Source organism: Agromyces sp. NPDC058136, from assembly GCF_042884375.1.
Taxonomy (GTDB): Bacteria; Actinomycetota; Actinomycetes; order Actinomycetales; family Microbacteriaceae; genus Agromyces.
Window position 1 is genome coordinate 286171 of sequence record NZ_JBHVUA010000004.1, and the last position, 17534, is coordinate 303704.

The window sequence follows — 17534 nt, forward strand, 5'->3', positions numbered from 1 at the left end:
CGGCTCGCCCCACCGCCCGTGACGCCGTGTTGCGGCATCCGTTGCCCGCGCAGGCGCGCCCGCCTAACGTGACTGCAACACCCGCGGCCCGGCCGCCCACCCGACTTCTGAGGAGCCACCCATGAGCGACACCGCCGCCTGGCGTTTCGAGACCAAGCAGGTCCACTCGGGCGCTGCCCCCGACCCCGTCACGAAGGCGCGGGCCACCCCGATCTACCAGACCACCTCGTACGTGTTCGACAGCGCCGAGCACGCGCAGAACCTCTTCGCGCTCGCCGAGTTCGGCAACATCTACACCCGCATCCAGAACCCGACGCAGGCCGTCGTCGAAGAGCGCATCGCGGCGCTCGAGGGCGGCACCGGCGCGCTGCTGCTCGCCTCGGGCCAGTCGGCGTCGACCTTCGCGGTGCTGAACATCGCCCAGGCCGGCGACCACATCGTCTCGTCCTCGTCGATCTACGGCGGAACGTACAACCTCTTCAAGTACACGCTCGCGAAGCTCGGCATCGAGACGACCTTCGTCGAGAACCAGGACGACGCGGAAGAGTGGCGTCGCGCGGTGCGCCCGAACACGAAGCTGTTCTTCGCCGAGACGATCGGCAACCCGAAGATCAACGTGCTCGACATCCGCGGCGTCTCCGACGTCGCCCACGAGGCGGGGCTCCCCCTCATCGTCGACAACACGATCGCGACGCCGTACCTGATCCGTCCGTTCGAGCACGGCGCCGACATCGTGGTGCACTCGGCGACGAAGTTCCTCGGCGGCCACGGCACCGTCATCGGCGGCGTCATCGTCGACGGCGGCACGTTCGAGTGGTCGAAGAACGTCGAGAAGTTCCCGGGCCTCACCGAGCCCGACCCCTCGTACCACGGCGCGAGCTACACCGCCGCAGTCGGCGACGGCCTCGCGTACATCATCAAGGCGCGCGTGCAGCTGCTCCGCGACCTCGGTGCGGCGATCGCCCCGGCGAGCGCCTGGCAGCTCATCCAGGGCATCGAGACCCTGTCGCTGCGCATCGAGCGCCACGTGCAGAACGCGCAGGAGATCGCGGAGTGGCTCGACAGCCACCCCGACGTCGCGAACGTCAACTACTCGGGCCTGCCCTCGAGCCCCTGGTACGCGGCGGCGAACACCTACGCCCCGAAGGGCGTCGGCGCGGTGCTCTCCTTCGAGTTCAAGGGCGGCGTCGACGCCGGCCGCGCACTCGTCGACAACCTCTCGCTGTTCTCGCACCTCGCGAACATCGGCGACGTGCGTTCGCTCGTCATCCACCCCGCGTCGACGACGCACGCGCAGCTCACCCCCGAGCAGCAGCTCACGAGCGGCGTCACGCCGGGGCTCGTGCGCCTCTCGGTCGGCATCGAGAACATCGACGACCTCAAGGCAGACCTCGAGGCCGGTTTCGCGGCCGCCCGGGCGGCCACGGAGGCGGCGCGCGTCTGACGCACCCCGTTCGACGGCGGATGCCGCGAGCCCACCCGGGCTCGCGGCATCCGCCGTTGCTCGTGGCGTCTCGATCGCCCCATCGGTTCCTCTCCTGAATCGCGAATGTGACGTCGGTGCGGGCTGCGAGCACCGTGGGATGCGCGTGCGTAACAATGGGGCGGCGGCAGCGGCGGGCGCGGGAGAATCGAAGCATGGACTGGCAGACGACGGCCGACGCGGTTCCCGCGAGCATCGTGCCCGCGGCGGGCGCACTCGCGCTCCTCGGGCGGGCGCCCGCGACGGGTGCATGGCGCGAGGGCGATCCGGTCGGCGACCGCCGTTTCGTCGGCATCGGCGACCTCGCGCTCGAGTCCGGCCGCGAGCTGCCGGGGGTGCGCATCGCGTACGAGCAGTGGGGCGAGCTCTCGCCCGAGCGCGACAACGCGGTGCTCGTGCTGCACGCCCTGACCGGCGACAGCCACGTGATCGGGCAGGCCGGGCCCGCCCACCCGAGCGCCGGGTGGTGGCGAGAGGTCGTCGGCCCGGGCCTCGCGGTCGACACCGACCGCTACTTCGTCGTGGCGCCGAACGTGCTCGGCGGCTGCCAGGGCTCGACGGGCCCGGCGTCGCTCGCGCCCGACCGCGCCGAGTGGGGCGCGCGGTTCCCGTTCCTCACCATCCGCGACCAGGTGCGGGCGCAGATCGCCTTCGCCCGCGCGATCGGCATCGAGCGATTCGCCGCGGTGATCGGCGGCTCGATGGGCGCCATGCACGTGCTCGAGTGGGCGATCGAGGCCCCCGAGGCGGTCGAACGCATCGCGGTGCTCGCCGCGCCGCCCGCGACGACCGCCGACCAGATCGCCCTGAACTCGGTGCAGATCGAGGCGATCCGCACCGACCCCGCTTTCGCCTCGGGTGCCTTCTACGACGCCCCCGACGGCGAGGGGCCGACCCGGGGTCTCGCACTCGCCCGACGCATGGCGATGCTGAACTATCGCACCGCCGCGGAGCTCAACGAACGCTTCGATCGCAGCTGGCAGTCCGAGCTCGACCCGCTCGGCGGTGACGGCCGCTTCGCGGTCGAGTCGTACCTCGACTTCCACGGCAACAAGTTCACCCGCCGTTTCGACGCGAACAGCTACATCGTGCTCACCGAGGCGATGAACTCGCACGACGTGGGTCGAGGTCGCGGCGGGGTCGCGGCGGCGCTCGCCCGGGTGCGGGCGAAGAGCCTCGTGCTCGGCATCGACAGCGACCGGTACTTCCCGCTCGCGGGGCAGCGCGAGATCGCGGCGCTGCTGCCGCACAGCGTGCACGGGGCCGAGCCGGTCGTCATCGCCTCCGAGTTCGGGCACGACGCGTTCCTCATCGAAGACGGGGCCGTCGGCGCCGAGCTCGCGCGTCTGCTCGCGGCATAGTCGCGCTCGGCCGCATCGGGCGATCGGCGGTGTCGGAGCGCTCGGCGACGTCGGAGCGATCCACCCCCATCGGCGCCGACTGGACTACAGTTCGAGGTGACGGGCGCAACGAGCGGCGCCGTCGCGCGGAGGGGGTGACATGAAGCGCATCCACAAGGAGCGCGATCGTGTGCTGCGCAGGCTCGCACGCGTCGCCGGCCTCACCGGGGCCTTGAGCACGTGCGCGTGCATGCTGATCCCCGGCGCCGTATCGACGCTCGACGTCGCGCTCGTGGTGCTGCTCTCGCTCGCCGCCGCGGTGCTCCTCGCCGTGCACACGGTGCACGGCAGTCTCGTCGCCGCGCTCGGGGTCGTCACCGCGGCGCTCGGCACCCTCGCCGTGCTGGGCAGCGCCCCCGTCATCGATCCGGTCGCGCTCGCCGCGATCTCGCTCGCCTCGGCGGCGACGGCCCCGTCGGTCGCGATCACGCTCGTCGTGCGCCGCGACGGCCTGCCGCTCGTCGGCGGGCTCACCGCCCTGTTCATCATCGCGGTCGGCCTCATCGCGACGGCGGGGCACCCCATGACGTCGGTCATGCTCGCGACGGTTGCCGGCTGGGCGGTCGGCGCCACCCTCGGCTCGGTCGTCGACCACTCGATCGCCGGTGCAGCAGAGCGCATCGCCGAGGTGGGGCGTGCGCACGACGCCGAGCGCATGGCGAGCGAGCTCGAGTCACGGCAGCGACAGGACGCGCGGGTGCTGCACGACACCGTGCTCGCGACCCTCAGCCTGCTCGCCCACTCGGGCGTCGGCGTCGGCTCGGGCGCGCTGCGCCAGCAGGCCGGTGACGATGCGCGTCTGCTCAAGCAGCTGCGGCTCGGAGCACCGCTCGACAACGCCTCGAACGCGATCTTCTCCCCCGATTCCGACGAAGACCTGCTCAGCACGACCTTCGAGTCGGTCCGGCAGCGCTTCGCCCGCATGGGCCTCGACGTGAACTGGCACGGCGTCGGCCAGCTCGCGCTGCCGCGCGAGACCCTCGACGCGCTGCTGGGCGCGCTCGGCGAGTGCCTCGAGAACGTGCGCAGGCACTCGGGCGTCAACGAGGCGGATGTCACGGTGAGCGACGACGACCGGACGGTCCGGGCCATGGTGACCGACGCGGGGCACGGCTTCGAGCCCGAGTCGATCGGCTCGGCGCGCCTCGGCTACGCGGAGTCGGTCGTCGGCCGGCTGAACACGGTCGGCGGTCGCGCCCGCATCTTCTCCTCGCCCGGATCGGGCACGACCGTCATGCTCGAGGTGCCGAAGCCATGAGCACCGGGACGATCGAGACGGGCGGGCTCGCGGGCTTCCGCCGTCCGCGGCGCACGGCGCGCACCGTCAGCGACGTGCGCGAACGGCACGGCGGGCGACGGATGGCGACGGGCATCACGATTGCCGCCGCCATCATCATCGTCTGGCAGCTGGCGAGGGCGGTGCTGCTCGCGCCCGTCTTCCCGCCGGGGCTCGGCCCGTGGGGGGCGTGGATCGCGATCTTCGTCATCCTCGCGGTCGGCGTCGTGTCGCGCATCTTCTCGCGCGCGCAGCCGCTGCCCGACGTGCTGTACATCACGCTCCTCGCCGCACTCGCCGTGCCCGTGTGGCTCGATGTCTCGGCGACGTGGGGGCTGCTGCACCTCGGGGTCACGCCGACCGCGGCCGCCGCCACCGGCGCGGTGCTCATGCCGGTCTCCGCGATCCGCGGCACCCGGGTCTCCCTCGTCGTCGCGTCGACGATCGGCGCCGTGCTCCTCGTCGAGACCCTCCTGCAGGCGTCGTCCGCGGGCCCGTACACCGCGACGGGCATCACCGTGGCCGCGTCGGCGGTGCTGCCCCTGGTGCTCACCGTCGTCGCGATCCGCGGGTTCCGTCGGCTCGTGGGGCGCGAGCTCGATCTCTCCATCGTGCAGAGCACCGTCACGACCCCGCGTTCCCCGTTCGGGATGCGCGCCTCCGAGGAGCTCGCCCAGCTCGACTTCGAGGCCGAGACGCTGCTCGACGACGTCGGCTCCGGTCGAATCGCGATCCCGTTGCCCGCCGACGAGGCCGAGCGTGCTGGGCGGCTGGCCGCGGCGTTGCGCCAGCGGCTGCTCGCGGGCCGCACCGACACGTGGCTGCGCCACGCGGTGACCGAGTCCGCGTATCTCAGCGATCGCGTGGTGGTCGACGATCCCGAGGGGTTCGCAGGGCTCCTCGCGCAGGAGCAGCGCGACAATCTGCTGCTCGCGCTGTGGCTGCTCGTCGGCGAACGCCGCAAAGGGCAGCCGCAGCCCATCGAGGTCATCGTCTCCTCACCCGACGGTGACGATGACAGCGAGCACCATTCCCCCGTGGTGCGCATCACGATCGAGGTCTCCGGTGTCGTCCGACGACGTCTTGACCCCTCGACGTGGGATGCTGTGGGTAGTGTCGGATCACACGACGTCGTCGCGGGGTCCGAATCCTTCCGCATCGAAATCGAATGCCGGACGGACCCGACCGTTCCGGTGAGTGCGCCGGCCGCTGACGCGGCCCATCCGAGGGGAATGTGAATGCCCGACACAGCACCGATCCGATTGGCGATCGTCGACGACCACCGAATGCTCCTCGGCGCGCTGACCGAGTGGCTGCGCGGCGCCTCGTCCGAGATCGAGCTCGTCGCCGCCGTCCCCTCCTGGTCCGAGCTCCTCGCGCACCCCGACTTCCCCGTCGACGTGGTGCTGCTCGACCTCGACCTTCGTGACAACATCCCGATCTCGCTGAAGCTGTCGATGCTGAAGTCGGCCGAGGTCCAGACGATGCTCATGAGCAACTACTCCGAGCCCGCCGTCGTCCGCGAGGCGTTGAGCGCGGGCGCGATGGGCTACCTCGTGAAGAGCGAGCCCGTCGAGTCGATCATCGAGGCGATCCGTTCGGCGCAGCAGGGCGTGTCGTACCTGACGCCCGAGCTCGAGGCGACGCTCCTCGACGACGGCACGCTGCCGAAGCTGTCGGCGCAGGAGCGGCGCGTGATGGCGCTCTACGGGGCCGGCCAGCCGGTCAAGGCGGTCGCCTTCCAGCTCGGCATCTCCGAGGAGACGGCGAAGAGCTACCTCAAGCGCATCCGCGAGAAGTACCGCGCTGCGGGGTACGACGTCGGCACGAAGGTCGCACTGCGCAAGCGCGCGATCGCCGACGGCATCCTGCTGCAGACCGACTGACGTCGTCGCGGGTCGCGGCGTTCGCACCGCGCGCCCGCCTCGCATCGCGCCGATTCGTGCGGATGCCGCCGCGGCGAGCCGCGACTCAGTCGATCGCGGGCGTCGCCCCGGTGCCGTACGGCACGGCGTGCCCGCGGCGCAGCTTCGAGCGGTCGAGGGCGAAGCTCGCGAGTGCGAGCCCGATGCCGGCGATCGTGAGCAGGAGGCCGACCCAGATCGGCGCGATGTAGCCGAGACCGGCGGCGATGACGGTGCCGCCGAGGAGCGCCCCGAGACTGTTGCCGACGTTGAGCGCCGAGTGGTTGAGGGCGGCCGCGATCGACTGGCTGTCGCGGGCGACGTCCATGAGGCGGGTCTGGATGGTGGGGGCGAGCGCCGAGGAGCTCGCTCCGATGAGGAAGGCGCCGGCGAAGAGGCCGGGCACGAACTCGGCGGTGAGGGCGAGGAGCGCGAGCGAGAGCGCGAGTGCGCCGAACGCGAGGTACATGGTGCGTCGCACGCTCCAGTCGGCGAGTCGGCCGCCGAGGACGTTGCCGAGCGTCATGCCGAGCCCGGTGGCGACGAGCACGAGCGGCACGGCCGCTTCGGCGAGGCCGGTGACCTCGGTCGCGAGCGGGGCGATGTAGCTGTACATGGCGAAGAAGCCGCCGAAGCCGATGGCGCCGATCGCGATCGCGAACCACACCTGCGGGCGGGCGAAGGCGCCGAGCTCGCGGCGCACGCTCGCGGCGGGGTCGCCCGCCTGCCAGGGCACGGCGACGGCGATCGCGACGAAGGTGAGGGCGAAGATCGCCGCGACGGCGAGGTAGGCGATGCGCCAGCCGGCGGCCTGCCCGAGCCAGGTGATGGCGGGCACGCCGATGACGTTGGCGATGGTGAGCCCCGAGAGCACGAGGGCGACGCCGCGCGCCCGCTTGCCGGGGCCCATGAGGCTCGCGGCGACGAGCGAGGCGATGCCGAAGTAGGCGCCGTGCGGCAGCGCGGCGACGAAGCGGGCGACGAGCACGAGTTCGAAGCTCTGCAGCAGAGCGGAGGCGATCGTGCCGAGGGTGAAGGCGGCCACCAGCACGAGCAGCAGCTGCTTGCGCGGCCAGCGGGCGGCGACGGCGGCGATCGTGGGGGCGCCGACGACGACGCCGAGCGCGTAGGCCGAGATGATCCACCCCGCGGTCGCGTTGGCGGCGTCGGGCGAGGCGGCGTAGGTGCCGGGCAGCAGGTCGGCGGCGATGTTCGGCAGGAGCCCCATCGCGACGAACTCGGTCGAGCCGATGCCGAAGCCGCCGAGCGCGAGTGCGAGCAGCGCGAAGCGGGTGCGGGCGGGCGACAGGGCGGGCGGGGAGGCCTGCGGCTCGGATGCGTGGGTCACCGAGCGATTCTCGCACGGATCGAATCGATTCGACAACCGGCCGAGGCATCCGCCCCGGTTCGCCGGAGACCGAAGCGCGAGCGACGCGGCGACCCGCGAGCCCCGCTACTCGCCCAGGTAGATCGCGTGCTCGAGCCGCTCGACCTTCGCGTCGAGCTCGCCCGCGTACCCGGGCCGGATGTCGGCCTTGAGCACGAGCGACACCCGCGAACCGTACGCGCCGACGGCCTCGGTCGCGCGCTTCACGACGTCGAACACCTCGTCCCACTCGCCCTCGATCTCGGTGAACATCGACGTCGTGCGGTTCGGGAGCCCCGACTCGCGGACGACCTTCACGGCCGCCGCGACGGCGTCGTGAACGGATCCGTCGGCGCGGCCCGTGCCGCTCGGCGCGACGGAGAATGCGACCAGCATGCTGCCTCCTCGGGCGGGTGCGATGGGGTCGGCGCTCAGTCCGCGATCGCGGGCCGTGGCGTGGCATCCCGCCTCGTGCCAGCCTGCCACACCGCGCGGATCGCCCACACGAGCAGGGCGACGAGGAGCGCGACCTTCATCGTGAGCAGGAACACGAACGCGGGGTCCGCAATCAGCAGCCACCCGTACCAGTAGGGGTAGATGATCTGCGTGATGAGCGCGACCGCCGCGGCGAGCAGTGCGGGCACCGCGAAGCGCGCCGGGCGCAGCACGAGGCCGAGCACGACGGGCGCGGCGAGCCACGTGACGAACTGGGGCGAACCGACCTTGTTCGCGAGCATCAGCACGACGACGAAGGCGAGCGCGAGCGGCGGCATGAGCACGCCGAAATGCGCGCCGCGACGGGCGGCGCGGAAACCGACCGCGGCCACGGCGAGCGCGCCGACCAGCATGAGCGGGGTCGTGAGCGACGCCGCGGCGTCGGCGCCCGGGCCGACGATCTGGAAGGTCAAGATGTCGCGCGAGTACTCGATCGTGACGTCCTTCGCGCCCGCGACGATCTGCCAGAGCCAGAACACGGCCGCGGGCGCCTCGATCTGCAGCCCGCGCCCCGCCTGCTCGGCGATGAATCCGAAGACGTTCGTGCCGGCGCCCGCGAGCAGGCTCACCGCGATGATCGCGACGCTGAGCGAGACCGCGATCGTGACCACCTCGCCGCGACGGCGCGAGGCGATCACGAGGGCGGCGACGAGGGCGGCGGGCCACACCTTGATCCACGCGCCGATCGTGAGCAGCGTCGCCGCCACGCGCGGCCGACCGGCGGCCCACAGCAGGCCCGCGATCGCGAAGGGCACGGTCACCGCGTCGATGCGGCCGAACGCGATCGGCCCGAGCAGCAGCAGGAACCCGAGCCACCACCAGGCGGCCAGCCGCCGCCGTCGCGAGAGCACCGCCCGCCCGAGGAGGATGGAGAACACGATGCCGTCGAGCAGCGCGACGATCACGAGCCACGACTGCGCGATGTACGCCTCGCCGAAGGCGAAGGCCGCGGCCATCGGCGCGAAGGCGAGGATCGGGTACACCCACGGGGCGTCGATGCCCATGCGCAGCCAGCCGTGCGAGGCGTTCTCGGCCCACACCCGGTAGACGCCGGTGACGTCGCCCATCGGGTAGCCGGGCGCGTAGAGGTTCAGCCAGGCGAGCAACAGGTGCACGACGGCGAAGGCGATCCAGAGGGCGCCGCGCCCGCCGAGGGCACGGCGCACGAGGGCACCGGATGCCTCGCGCTCGCCTCCCCCGGTCACGCGTCGAGCCTAGCGGAGCGTCATATTCCGCCACGCGTACCCGCCGGGTCGGCGGCATCGGGGATGCTGGGGTGACGACATCCCCGGAGGCCACCATGACCCGACGCACGCCCAACCGCCGCACGCTCGCCGCGCTCGCCCTCGTCGCCTCGGCGACGCTCGCCCTCGTCGGCTGCGCGTCCTCCGACTCGGGCGACAGCGCCTCCTCGTCCGACGGGGCCGCCGGGTACGTCACCGAGGGCAAGCTCACGGTCGGCACGGGCGAGCCCGCGTACTTCCCGTGGGTCGTCGACGACGCCCCCGAGAGCGGCGAGGGCTTCGAGGCCGCGGTCGCCTACGCCGTCGCCGAGGAGCTCGGCTTCGCCGCCGACGACGTCGTCTGGGTGCGCACCACCTTCGACCAGGCGATCGCGCCCGGCCCGAAGGACTTCGACGTCAACCTGCAGCAGTTCTCCATCACGGCCGAACGCGCCGAGAACGTCGACTTCTCCTCGGCGTACTACGCGACGACGCAGGTCGTCATCACCGTCGAGGGCTCGCCCGCCTCGGGCGCCTCCTCGATCGCCGAGCTGCAGTCGCTGAACATCGGCGCGCAGACCGGCACCACGAGCCTCACCGCCATCGAGGAGATCATCAAGCCCACCGCCGGTGCGAGCGTCTTCAACACGAACGACGACGCCAAGTTCGCCCTGCAGAGCGGCACCGTCGACGCGATCGTCGTCGACCTGCCGACCGCGTTCTACCTCACGGGTGCCGAGCTCGACGGCGGCGAGATCATCGGCCAGCTCCCCGAGACCTCCTCGGGCGGCGACGAGTTCGCCTTCGTCCTGCCGAAGGGCTCCTCGCTCACGGCCGAGGTGACCGCCGCGGTCGACGCGCTCCGCGCCGACGGCACCCTCGACGCGCTCGCGGCCGAGTGGCTCGGCGGCGACGACGCGGCACCGGTCCTCGAGTGACGGCGGGCGGCCATCGCCGCGAGGCGTCGCCGCACGGCCGGTAGCGTGGGCGTCGTGACCACCACCCATCCGAGCGGCGCGCCGGGCGCCGCACCGGGCTCCACCGCCGACGGCACCCCCTCGTGGCAGCCGAGCGCGATCGAACTCGAACGCCGCGCCTTCCGCCGCCGTCAGACGGGGCGTTCGGTGCTCATCAGCGCCCTCTCCACGATCGTCTTCGCCGCCCTCCTCGCGTGGGCCTTCATCGGCTCGCCCGGCTGGGCGGCGGTGCGGCAGTCCTTCTTCGACCTCGACGTCGCGATCGCCTCGCTGCCGCGCATCCTCGAGGGGCTGTGGCTCAACATCCAGGTGCTGTTCTTCGCGAGCATCGGGGTACTGCTGTTCGCGCTGCTCCTCGCGACACTCCGCACGCTGCGCGGGCCGGTGTTCTTCCCGCTCCGCGCGCTCGCGGCCGGCTACACCGACCTCTTCCGCGGAGTGCCGCTGCTCATCGTGCTCTACCTCGTGGGCTACGGCGTGCCCGGCCTCGACATCTTCCCGCGCATGCCGGTGGCGTTCTGGGGCACGATCGCGCTCATCCTCACCTACTCGGCGTACGTCTCCGAGGTGTTCCGTGCGGGCATCGAGGCGGTGCATCCCTCGCAGCGACTCGCCGCCCGCTCACTGGGCCTCAGCCACGGGCAGACCATGCGCCGCGTCGTGCTGCCGCAGGCGATGCGCAAGGTGACCCCGGCGCTCATGAACGACTTCGTCGCCATGCAGAAGGACGTGGGGCTCATCTCGGTGCTCGGCGCCGTCGACGCCGTGCGCGCGGCGCAGATCGAGACGGCGCACTTCTTCAACTACACGCCCTACGTCGTCGCCGGTCTCCTGTTCGTGCTGCTCGCGTGGCCGACGATCAGGCTCACCGACTGGGTGACGGCCCGCATGCGGCGGCGCGAGCAGATCGGCAGCATCGTATGAGCGGCACCCGTACCCCCGGCGACGGCGACGAGGCCCGCGACACCGCCGCGCCCACCGCACCGCTCCTCAGCCTCCGCGGCATCCGTCGTTCCTTCGGCGACAAGCTCGTGCTCGACGGCATCGACCTCGACGTCGCCGCCCATGAGGTCGTCGCCCTCGTCGGGGCGAGCGGCTCGGGCAAGTCGACCCTGCTGCGCACGATCAACCTGCTCGAACCGATCGACGACGGCGTCATCCTCCTCGGCGGCGACGACCTCAGCGACCCGCGCGTCGACGCCGACGCGGTGCGCGCCCGCATCGGCGTGGTGTTCCAGCACTACAACCTCTTCCCGCACCTCAGCGTGCTCGACAACGTCACGCTCGCCTCGCGGCTCGTGCACCGGGTGCCGCGTCGCGAGGCCGCGCGTCGCGGGCTCGAGCTGCTCGACTCTGTGGGGCTCGCCGAGTTCGCGGACGCGTTCCCCGATCGGCTGTCGGGCGGTCAGCAGCAGCGGGCCGCGATCGTCCGCGCGATCGCGAGCGAGCCCGAACTGCTCCTCCTCGACGAGGTGACGAGCGCCCTCGATCCGACGCTCGTCGGCGAGGTGCTCGAGCTCGTGCGCTCGCTCGCCGAGCGCGGCACGACGATCGTCATGGCCACGCACGAGATGAGTTTCGCCCGCGACGTCGCCGACCGCGTGGTGCTGCTCGACGGCGGACGCCTCGTCGAGCAGGCGCCGGCGGCCGAGTTCTTCGCCGCGCCGCGAGAGGCGCGCACGCGCGAGTTCCTGGCGCGGTTCCTCGCGGGCTGAGCCGAACGGGGTCCGCCCGCACCCGCACCCGGGCTGCCGCTACGCAGCGCCCCGGCGCTCGAGCAGCGCCCCGACGACGTTCGGCACCACCGCGGCGATGTCGAGCCCGGCCACCGGGCCGCCGTCGACCGCGGCGCTCGCGCGCCGGGCGGCCTCCCCGTGGATCCACGCCGCGGTCGCCGCGAGCTTCGTCAGCACCTCGGCGTCGACCGCGAGCTCGCGGTGGTGGGTGGCGACGAGCGCGCCGAGGATGCCGCCGAGCACGTCGCCGGTGCCGGCGCTCGCGAGCCAGTGCGTCGGCGCGACGACCGTGTACCGGTCGCCGTCGGGGTCGGCGATGTGCGTCACCGCACCCTTGAGGAGCACGGCGACGCCGAGTTCGCGCGCCGCGCGATCGGCCCACGCGGCGGGGTCGGCGCGAATCTCGTCGATGCTCGTCTCGACCTCGCGGGAGACGAGCAGGTTCGCGAGCTCGCGGACGTGCGGCGTGATGACGGTGGGGGCCGTGTGCGAGCCGACGAGGTCGAGTGCGCCGGCGTCGAGCACGACGGGCACGCCCGCGGCGAGCGCGTGCTGCAGGTCGCCCTGCAGCATGAACGAGCGCCGGTCGGGGTCGATGCCCGAGCCGGCGAGCCACGCCTGCACGCGCCCCGACACGGTCACGGTCTCGGGCCGACGCAGCAGCACGGCGGCTCTGAGATTGCGGGGGCCGATGTAGCGCACCATGCCGACGCCGGCGCGTGTCGCGGCCTCGACGCCGAGCACGGCGGCGCCGGGGTAGTCGGTCGATCCGGTGATGATGCCGAGCACGCCGCGCGTGTACTTGTCGTCGCCGGATGCGGGAGCCTTCACCCAGCGGGCCGCGTCGTCGCCCGTCCATTCCTGCCACGGTTCGCCCATGTGACCACGATAGGCCCGTGCCGTGTCGCGCCGATAGGCCCGGGCGGGCGCCGACGATAGCTTGGTCGGTATGCCCCAGTCGCCGCTCGCCCCCATCAGCCTCTCCCCCGCCGTGGTCGTGTTCGACTACGGCGAGGTCATCTCGCGCGAGCCGAGCGAGGCCGATCGTGCGGCGCTCGTCGCCCGTGCTGGCGTGCCCGCCGAGCGTTTCTGGCCGGCGTACTGGGCGCACCGCGGGGGGCTCGACCGCGGCACGACCTCGATCGCCGAGTACTGGCGGCTCATCGCCCGCGACGCGGACGCCGAGTGGGACGCGCTCGACGTGCACGAGCTGTGGGCGCTCGACCACCGCGGCTGGCTCACGGTCGACCCCGGCACGCTCGCGGTGCTGCAGGCGCTCGTCGACGGCGGCACGCGCCTCGCGCTGCTCTCGAACGCGGGCGCCGACTTCTCGGGCTGGCTGCGGCACGGCTCGTTCGCCCCGTACTTCGAGCGCGTGTTCGTGAGCGGCGAGCTGCAGATCGTGAAGCCCGAGGCGGCGATCTACGAGCACGTCATCGCCGAGCTCGGCATCGCGCCCCGGCAGCTCCTGTTCGTCGACAACCGGGCCGAGAACGTCGACGGCGCGCGTGCGGTCGGCGGCGACGGGCATGTCTTCACGGATGCCACGGGGCTCGAGCGCTGGCTCAGGGGCCTCGCGTGAGCGGGGCCGAGACGCACCCGCCCGCGGCGGGCCCGGCCCTCTTCCGTCCGATCACGATCCGCGGCCTCGAGATCCGCAACCGCGTGTGGGTGCCGCCGCTCTGCCAGTACTCGGTGACGGCGCGCGACGGGGTGCCGCACGACTGGCATCTCGTGCACCTCGGCTCGATGGCGGCGGGCGGGGCCGGGCTCGTCGTCGCCGAGGCGACGGCGGTGAGCCCCGAAGGCCGCATCTCCGACCACGACACGGGGTTGTGGAACGACGAGCAGGCGGCGGCGTGGTCGCGCATCGCGCGGTTCCTCCGCTCGCAGGGTGCGGCCAGTGGCATCCAGCTCGCCCACGCGGGCCGCAAGGCCTCGACGTGGCCCGAGCCGATGCATCGCCGGGATTCGCAACCGCTCGAGGAGGGCGGGTGGACGACGGTGTCGGCGTCGGCGATCGCGTTCGACGGGTTCCGCGAGCCGGTCGCGCTCGACGAGGCGGGCATCGCGCGGGTGATCGACGACTTCCGCGCTGCGGCGGGCCGTGCGGCCCGGGCCGGCTTCGACGTCGTCGAGGTGCACGCCGCGCACGGGTACCTCGTGCACCAGTTCCTCTCGCCGCTGTCGAACCGGCGCACCGACCGGTGGGGCGGCACGCTCGAGAACCGGGCGCGACTCCTGCTCGAGATCGTGCGGGCGGTGCGCGCCGAGGTCGGCGAGGCGATGCCGGTGTTCGTGCGCTTCTCGGCGACCGACTGGGTGCCGGGCGGCTGGGACGAGGAGCAGACCGCGCTCGTCGCCCGCTGGGCCGCCGCTGCGGGCGCCGATTTCTTCGACATCTCGACGGGCGGGCTCGTCGCGGCCGCCGACATCCCGGTGGGGCCGGGTTATCAGGCCCACTTCGCCGAGTACGTCGGCGAACGGTCGGATGCCCCGGTGTCGGCCGTCGGCCGGATCACGAACGCCGCGCAGGCCGAGCGCCTCGTCGCCGAGGGGCGGGCCGATGCGGTGATGTTCGGCAAGGCGATGATGCGCGACCCGCACTTCGCGATGCGGGCCGCGCACGAACTCGGCGCGGACACCTCGATGTGGGCGCCGCAGTACCTGCGCGCCCGACCCGAGGTCAACGACGGCGAGTGGTGACGAGCTCCGGTCGGGCGCCTACCCCATGGAGCCCGACCGCATGCGCGCCATCCGCTCCATCGACTCGGCCGACATCTGCCCGATCGCGAAGATGTTGCCCTCGCTGTCGCTGAACCAGGCGCTGCGCTCGTCGCCGATCTCGGCGACGCCGTCGACGGTCGTGAGTCCGGGCAGGTCGTAGTCGTGGAACACGACCCCGTGCGTGCGGAGGGCCGTCATGTCGCGGTCGAGGTCGTCGCTGAAGAGGTTGAACGCGGTGTTCTGCGCGGTGCCGGCGTAGTCGGTGCGGTACACCATGACCGCAGTTCCGCCGACGTCGTAGAACAGCATCCCGCCCTCGGTCTCCTCGTACACCGGGTCGCGGCCGAGCACGTCGTGCCACCAGCGGCGCGCCCGGTCGATGTCGGCGGCGGGGAGCACCGCGCACGCCGTGAGTTTCTCGAACATGATGATTCCTCGAGTTCCTCGGGTCGGGGAAAGTCTACGCCGCGGCGGCGCACTCCGCCCGACCCGAGGAGCCCGACCGCTACCCGCGACGGGTCGCGTCCTGCACCTCGCCGACGAGCTCCTCGATGATGTCCTCCAGGAAGATCACCCCGCTCGTCGACCCGTCCTCCTCGAAGGTGCGCGCCACGTGCGTGCCGAGGCGGCGCATCGTCGCGAGCGCGTCCTCGAGGTCGGTGCCGTCGAAGATCGACACGAGCCTGCGCACCCGCTTCGCGGGGATCGGGTCGTCGAACTCGTCGTCGTCGAGGTCGATCACGTCCTTCAGGTGCACGTAGCCATCGGGCTCGCCGCCCTCGCCGAGGATCGGGTAGCGCGAGAAGCCGCGACGGGCGACCGCCCGCTCGACGTCGCCGGGCGTCGCCCCGGGCGGCAGGCTCACGAGGCCCGACATCGGCACCGTGACATCCTTCACCCGCTTGGTCGTGAACTCGAAGGCCGCCGTGAGCGTGCCGCTCGCGTCGTCGAGCACGCCCTCGCGGCGCGACTGATCGACGATCGTCTGCACCTCTTCGAGGGTGTACGTCGAGGTCGCCTCGTTCTTCGGCTCGACGCCGAACAGCCGCAGCACCCCGTTCGCGGTCGCGTTGAGCGCGACGATGATCGGCTTGAACACCCGGGCGACGAACACGAGCGGCGGCGCGAGCAGCAGCACCGCCCGGTCGGGCACCGAGAACGACAGGTTCTTCGGCACCATCTCGCCGAACACGACGTGCAGGTACGAGACGAGCACGAGCGTCACGATGAACGCGACCGTCGAGACGACCTCGACCGACCAGCCCGTGAGGTGCAGCGGCACCTCGAGCAGGTGGTGGATCGCGGGCTCCGAGACGTTCAGGATGAGCAGCGAGCACACGGTGATGCCGAGCTGGCTCGTCGCGAGCATGAGCGTCGCGTGCTCCATCGCCCAGAGCGCGGTCTTGGCGCTGCGCTTGCCCTGCTCGGCGAGCGGCTCGATCTGCGAGCGGCGCGCCGAGATGACGGCGAACTCGGCGCCCACGAAGAAGGCGTTCGCGGCGAGCAGCACGAACAGCCAGGCGATGCCGGCCCAGTCGCTCATCGACCCGCCTCCTCGTTCTCGGCGAGCCAGACGGCCGGACCGTGCTTCACTGCCCTCATCGACCCGCCTCCTCGTTCTCGGCGACGTCGTCGCTCGGCACCGTTCTCGGCACGAAGCGAAGTCGGTCGATGCGGCGCCCGTCGAGGCGCTGGACGATGAGCGTTCCCTCGTCGATCGCGACTTCGTCGCCGACGACGGGGAGTCGGCCGAGTTCGGCCATCACGAAACCGGCGACGGTCTCGTAGTCGCCGTTCTCGGGCACGCGGATGCCGGTGCGCTCGACGAGTTCGTCGGGTCGCAGGATCCCGGGGAAGCTCACCTGGTCGCCGCGGCGCACGATGCCCGCGCGGGTGCGGTCGTGCTCGTCCGCGACTTCGCCGACGAGTTCTTCGACGAGGTCTTCGAGGGTTGCCACGCCGGCCGTGCCGCCGTACTCGTCGACGACCACGGCCATCTGGAACCCGCGACCGCGGAGCTCGCCGAGGAGCGCGTCGAGCTTGATCGTCTCGGGCACGCGCAGCGCGTCGGACTGCAGCGCCGACGCCGGCACCTCGGCGCGCCGCTCGCGCGGCACCGCCACGGCCTGCTTCACGTGCACCACGCCGACGACGTCGTCGAGGTTCTCGTCGTAGACGGGGAACCGCGAGAAGCCCGTCTGCCGGGCGAGCTCGAGCACCGCCTCGGCGGGTTCGAGCCGCTGCACCGCCGCGACCCGCAGGCGCGGGGTCATCACGTCGGAGGCGTCGTGATCGGAGAAGCGCAGGGTGCGGCCGAGCAGGGTCGCCGTGTCCTTCTCGAGGAGGCCGGCGCTCGCCGAGCGGCGCACGAGCGAGGAGAGCTCCTCTGGGGAACGCGCACCCGACAGCTCCTCCTTCGGCTCGATGCCGACCGCGCGGAGGATGCCGTTCGCGCTGCCGTTGAGGAGCACGATCGCCGGGCGGAACACCCACGTGAACGCCGTCTGGAACGGCATCACGAGCTTGGCCGTCGCGAGCGGCAGCGCGAGCGCGAAGTTCTTCGGCACCAGCTCGCCGATGATCATCGAGAGCAGCGTCGCGACGACGATCGCCGTCGTCGCCCCGACTGGGCGCACGAGCGACGCGGGCACGCCCATCGCCGCGAGCGGCTCGGCGAGGAGCGACGAGATCGCCGGCTCCATCGTGTACCCGGTGAGGAGGGTCGTGAGCGTGATGCCGAGCTGCGCACTCGAGAGGTGCGTCGAGGTGATCTTGAGCGCCGCGATCGTCATGCCGAGGCGGGTCTCACCCCGCTCGCGGCGCGCCTCGAGATCGGCGCGATCGAGGTTGACGAGCGCGAACTCGCTCGCAACGAACAAGCCCGTGCCGATCGTGAGGAGGAGTCCGAAGCCGAGCAGTATCCACTCAGACAACGCTGCCTCCCCGA

17 protein-coding genes are annotated in these 17534 nt (G+C 72.2%); 10 read left to right on the forward strand and 7 right to left on the reverse strand.

The window, feature by feature from the left end; all coding sequences use genetic code 11:
• The first annotated feature begins 121 nt into the window (after positions 1–121).
• The 5 genes from ACFVTX_RS13515 to ACFVTX_RS13535 all read left to right on the forward strand — a co-directional run bounded on the left by ACFVTX_RS13515 (position 122) and on the right by ACFVTX_RS13535 (position 6045).
• On the forward strand, positions 122–1444 hold the full coding sequence (locus ACFVTX_RS13515) for a bifunctional o-acetylhomoserine/o-acetylserine sulfhydrylase (protein WP_386900907.1): 1323 nt from the start codon (positions 122–124) through the stop codon (positions 1442–1444).
• Between the two features lie 194 nt (positions 1445–1638).
• Positions 1639–2844, forward strand: coding sequence for a homoserine O-acetyltransferase (locus ACFVTX_RS13520; protein ID WP_386900909.1), 1206 nt, complete (start codon positions 1639–1641; stop codon positions 2842–2844).
• A 139-nt stretch (positions 2845–2983) separates the two neighbouring features.
• Positions 2984–4141 carry a sensor histidine kinase gene (locus ACFVTX_RS13525; protein WP_386900911.1) on the forward strand — a complete coding sequence of 386 codons (1158 nt, stop codon included), beginning with the start codon at positions 2984–2986 and terminating at the stop codon, positions 4139–4141.
• Complete coding sequence (locus ACFVTX_RS13530; RefSeq protein ID WP_386900913.1) at positions 4138–5397, forward strand: hypothetical protein; 1260 nt, start codon at positions 4138–4140, stop codon at positions 5395–5397. The genes ACFVTX_RS13525 and ACFVTX_RS13530 overlap by 4 nt, the downstream gene beginning before the upstream one ends.
• A complete protein-coding gene (locus ACFVTX_RS13535) occupies positions 5398–6045 on the forward strand; it encodes a response regulator (RefSeq protein ID WP_386900915.1) in 648 nt (215 codons plus the stop codon). It begins immediately after the preceding gene.
• A gap of 85 nt (positions 6046–6130) precedes the next feature.
• Here ACFVTX_RS13535 and ACFVTX_RS13540 read toward each other — a convergent pair whose 3' ends face one another.
• The 3 genes from ACFVTX_RS13540 to ACFVTX_RS13550 form a co-directional block, all read right to left on the reverse strand.
• On the reverse strand, positions 6131–7411 hold the full coding sequence (locus ACFVTX_RS13540) for an MFS transporter (protein ID WP_386900917.1): 1281 nt from the start codon (positions 7409–7411) through the stop codon (positions 6131–6133).
• A gap of 105 nt (positions 7412–7516) precedes the next feature.
• Positions 7517–7825: an MTH1187 family thiamine-binding protein gene (locus tag ACFVTX_RS13545; RefSeq protein ID WP_386900919.1), complete on the reverse strand. Its 309-nt coding sequence runs from the start codon at positions 7823–7825 to the stop codon at positions 7517–7519.
• Positions 7826–7860: 35 nt separating this feature from the next.
• Positions 7861–9129 carry a hypothetical protein gene (locus tag ACFVTX_RS13550; RefSeq protein ID WP_386900921.1) on the reverse strand — a complete coding sequence of 423 codons (1269 nt, stop codon included), beginning with the start codon at positions 9127–9129 and terminating at the stop codon, positions 7861–7863.
• A 95-nt stretch (positions 9130–9224) separates the two neighbouring features.
• Between ACFVTX_RS13550 and ACFVTX_RS13555 the strand changes: the two genes are divergently transcribed.
• The 3 genes from ACFVTX_RS13555 to ACFVTX_RS13565 are packed head-to-tail and all read left to right on the forward strand — an operon-like array spanning position 9225 to position 11839.
• A complete protein-coding gene (locus ACFVTX_RS13555; RefSeq protein WP_386900923.1) occupies positions 9225–10085 on the forward strand; it encodes an ABC transporter substrate-binding protein in 861 nt (286 codons plus the stop codon).
• 54 nt (positions 10086–10139) lie between these two features.
• A complete protein-coding gene (locus ACFVTX_RS13560) occupies positions 10140–11048 on the forward strand; it encodes an amino acid ABC transporter permease (RefSeq protein WP_386900925.1) in 909 nt (302 codons plus the stop codon).
• Positions 11045–11839, forward strand: a complete 795-nt coding sequence (locus tag ACFVTX_RS13565; RefSeq protein WP_386900927.1) for an amino acid ABC transporter ATP-binding protein — start codon at positions 11045–11047, stop codon at positions 11837–11839. Before ACFVTX_RS13560 ends, ACFVTX_RS13565 begins: the two co-directional genes overlap by 4 nt.
• A 39-nt stretch (positions 11840–11878) precedes the next feature.
• Here ACFVTX_RS13565 and ACFVTX_RS13570 read toward each other — a convergent pair whose 3' ends face one another.
• Positions 11879–12739, reverse strand: a complete 861-nt coding sequence (locus ACFVTX_RS13570) for an NAD(P)H-hydrate dehydratase (RefSeq protein WP_386900929.1) — start codon at positions 12737–12739, stop codon at positions 11879–11881.
• Between the two features lie 70 nt (positions 12740–12809).
• Here ACFVTX_RS13570 and ACFVTX_RS13575 point away from each other — a divergent pair, with 70 nt between their 5' ends.
• Complete coding sequence (locus ACFVTX_RS13575; protein ID WP_386900931.1) at positions 12810–13442, forward strand: HAD family hydrolase; 633 nt, start codon at positions 12810–12812, stop codon at positions 13440–13442.
• Positions 13439–14566, forward strand: coding sequence for an NADH:flavin oxidoreductase/NADH oxidase (locus ACFVTX_RS13580; protein WP_386900933.1), 1128 nt, complete (start codon positions 13439–13441; stop codon positions 14564–14566). Before ACFVTX_RS13575 ends, ACFVTX_RS13580 begins: the two co-directional genes overlap by 4 nt.
• Positions 14567–14584: 18 nt before the next feature.
• Here ACFVTX_RS13580 and ACFVTX_RS13585 read toward each other — a convergent pair whose 3' ends face one another.
• The 3 genes from ACFVTX_RS13585 to ACFVTX_RS13595 form a co-directional block, all read right to left on the reverse strand.
• Entirely contained in the window at positions 14585–15013 is a 429-nt protein-coding gene (locus ACFVTX_RS13585) for a VOC family protein (protein ID WP_386900935.1), read from the reverse strand.
• Positions 15014–15092: 79 nt separating this feature from the next.
• Positions 15093–16130, reverse strand: coding sequence for a hemolysin family protein (locus tag ACFVTX_RS13590; protein ID WP_386900937.1), 1038 nt, complete (start codon positions 16128–16130; stop codon positions 15093–15095).
• Between the two features lie 55 nt (positions 16131–16185).
• Entirely contained in the window at positions 16186–17520 is a 1335-nt protein-coding gene (locus tag ACFVTX_RS13595; protein WP_386900939.1) for a hemolysin family protein, read from the reverse strand.
• Between the last annotated feature and the right edge of the window lie 14 nt (positions 17521–17534).